The 2,496-nt window shown below is 41.3% G+C and carries 2 protein-coding genes; one reads left to right on the plus strand and one right to left on the minus strand.

Features of this window, described 5'->3' with window-relative positions:
* A partial coding sequence (locus CVS92_RS08890) for a pseudouridine synthase family protein (RefSeq protein WP_107789215.1) occupies positions 1-866 on the minus strand: 866 nt, incomplete at its 3' end.
* A 184-nt stretch (positions 867-1,050) separates the two neighbouring features.
* Between CVS92_RS08890 and purB the strand changes: the two genes are divergently transcribed.
* Positions 1,051-2,382 (plus strand): adenylosuccinate lyase, encoded by a 1,332-nt coding sequence (purB, locus tag CVS92_RS08895; RefSeq protein ID WP_107789216.1) that lies wholly within the window; start codon positions 1,051-1,053, stop codon positions 2,380-2,382.
* Positions 2,383-2,496: the final 114 nt, after the last annotated feature.

Below are 2,496 nucleotides of genomic sequence, written 5' to 3' on the forward strand. Positions count from 1 at the left end.
AATTTACTTTTTATGTTATAAAAAATTTTATCAAATTTAAAAGAAATTTTATCCGAGTGAAGCAAGAGCCTTTTTGCTCCAGTTAAATTTATTCGTTCACGCTCGCTCATCTCTTTATCTAAAATTTTCTCGATCTGCGGACGTGACAAACCATAAAGTGGTTCGCCAAGTATCTTGTGTTTCACATGAAACAAATGTAAGCGAATTTGATGCTGTCTGCCAGTGAGTGGGATAGCCTGAACCAAAGTCGTATCGATATCGTCAAAATATCTGATCGGCAAAATTTTAGTCACTGCGCTTTTGCCATTTTCACAAATTTGCATCCGCATTTTCACATCGTCGTAGTTATTTGCTAGATCCATTTTGGCATCGATCGTAAATTCTCGCTTGATCTTGCCTTGTACCATCGCGACGTAGCTTTTAGAAACCTCTCTATTTTCAAAGATTTTCTTTAGTTTTGTCGTAGAATTTCTATCTTTTCCAACAACTATTACGCCGCTTGTTTCAAAGTCCAGCCTATGTGCCACGCTTGCATCTCGTCCAAAAAGCGTGTAAATTTCATCATTTAGTGAGTATTCGCAGTGTCTACCATTTGGATGGCTCAGCACCCCGCTTGGCTTGTCAAATACCGCAAAGCTTTCGCACTCAAAGATCGGCTTAAGTCCCTTTGGCTCAGCCTCATAGTCGATCAAAAAAATATCGCCACACAAAATGGCATTTTTCTCACTCACGACATCGCCACCACATATCAGCCTACCTTTATCTATGAGGCGTTGCGCTTCTCTCATACTAAAGCCAGTTTTCATTAAAATTTCATACGCTTTTTGTTTGTTTGCAGTGGCAATAAATTTATTTACGTAGGGCAAAGACGATCCTTTTAAAACGAGTGAGCTATCTTAAGCACAAATTTATAAGCGTATAACCGACATTTCAGCACGGATTTTATATAATCCAAACTTAAATTTTATAAAATTATACTATGTGATTTTTAGCTTTCAAGGCTAAAATTTACTTTTATGATAAAGAAAACTAATACAAAAAGGTTCAACAATGGTCGAAAGATACTCGCGTAAAGAGATGGCTGAAAAGTGGAGTATACAAGCAAAATACGACGCTTGGCTCAAGGTAGAAAAAGCTGCTGTTAAAGCTTGGAATAAGCTTGGCTTCATAAGCGACAGCGACTGCGAGAAAATTTGCAAAAACGCTAAATTTGAAGTAGCTCGCATCGACGAGATAGAAAAGACGACAAAGCACGACGTTATCGCATTTCTAACAAGCGTCAGCGAAAGCCTTGGCGAGGAGAGCAGGTTCGTTCACTACGGCATGACCTCAAGCGACTGCATCGACACAGCCGTTGCGCTTCAGATGAAAGAGAGCCTAGAGCTCATCATCAGCGACGTAGAGGAATTTATGCAGGCGGTCAAAAACAGAGCGATCGAGCACAAGCACACGCTTATGGTCGGCAGAAGTCACGGCATCCACGGCGAGCCGATAACTTTTGGCCTTGTGCTTGCCATCTGGTACGATGAGATCGCAAGGGCGCTAAAGCTCATCAAAGATGCAAAAGATACGATCAGCTACGGCAAACTCTCAGGCGCTATGGGAAATTTAGCTCATGCTCCGATGGAATTTGAAGAGCTAACATGCGAAGAGCTTGGCCTAAAAGCTGCCCCAGCATCTAACCAAGTGATCCAGCGCGACCGCTATGCACATGTGGTGAGCGCCATCGCAGTTCTAGCCTCTACTTGCGAGAAGATCGCAGTTGCCATTAGGCATTACCAAAGGACAGAGGTTTATGAGGCGGAGGAGTATTTTAGCCCAGGACAAAAAGGCTCAAGTGCGATGCCACACAAGCGCAACCCAGTCCTTAGCGAAAATATCACCGGCCTTTGCAGAGTGCTACGCTCATACGTTACGCCAGCGCTAGAGAATGTCGCCCTTTGGCACGAGCGCGACATCAGCCACAGCTCGGTTGAGAGATTTATCCTGCCAGATATGTTTATCACGGCTGATTTTATGCTGGTTCGCATCAAAAATTTGATAGCAAATTTAGTCGTATATCCAGAAAATATGATGAAAAATTTAAATTTAACAGGCGGCTTAGTCTTTTCACAGCGCGTGCTTTTACAACTGCCTCAGCGTGGAATTTCTAGAGAGGACGCCTACAAGATCGTTCAGCGCAATGCTATGAAGGTCTGGGCAGACTTGCAAGAGGGCAAAAAAGCGATCGATGAGCAAGGTCACAGCCTATTTTTACAAAATTTACTAAACGACGAGGATCTAACCAAGAGCCTTAGCAAAGATGGGATCAAAGAGTGCTTTGACTACAACTACTACACTAAAAATGTAGATAGAATTTTTGCCAGAGTTTTTGGCAAGTAATTTAAATGCAAGAAGCAAATTTATGCTTCTTGCTTCAAGATATCGCTTCAAAAATTTTTACAATCATTTTAAAATAAGATCAAATTTTTTAATTTTTTAAAAATAAAATATTAT

Source organism: Campylobacter concisus, assembly GCF_003048555.1.
Classification (GTDB): Bacteria; Campylobacterota; Campylobacteria; order Campylobacterales; family Campylobacteraceae; genus Campylobacter_A; species Campylobacter_A concisus_AO.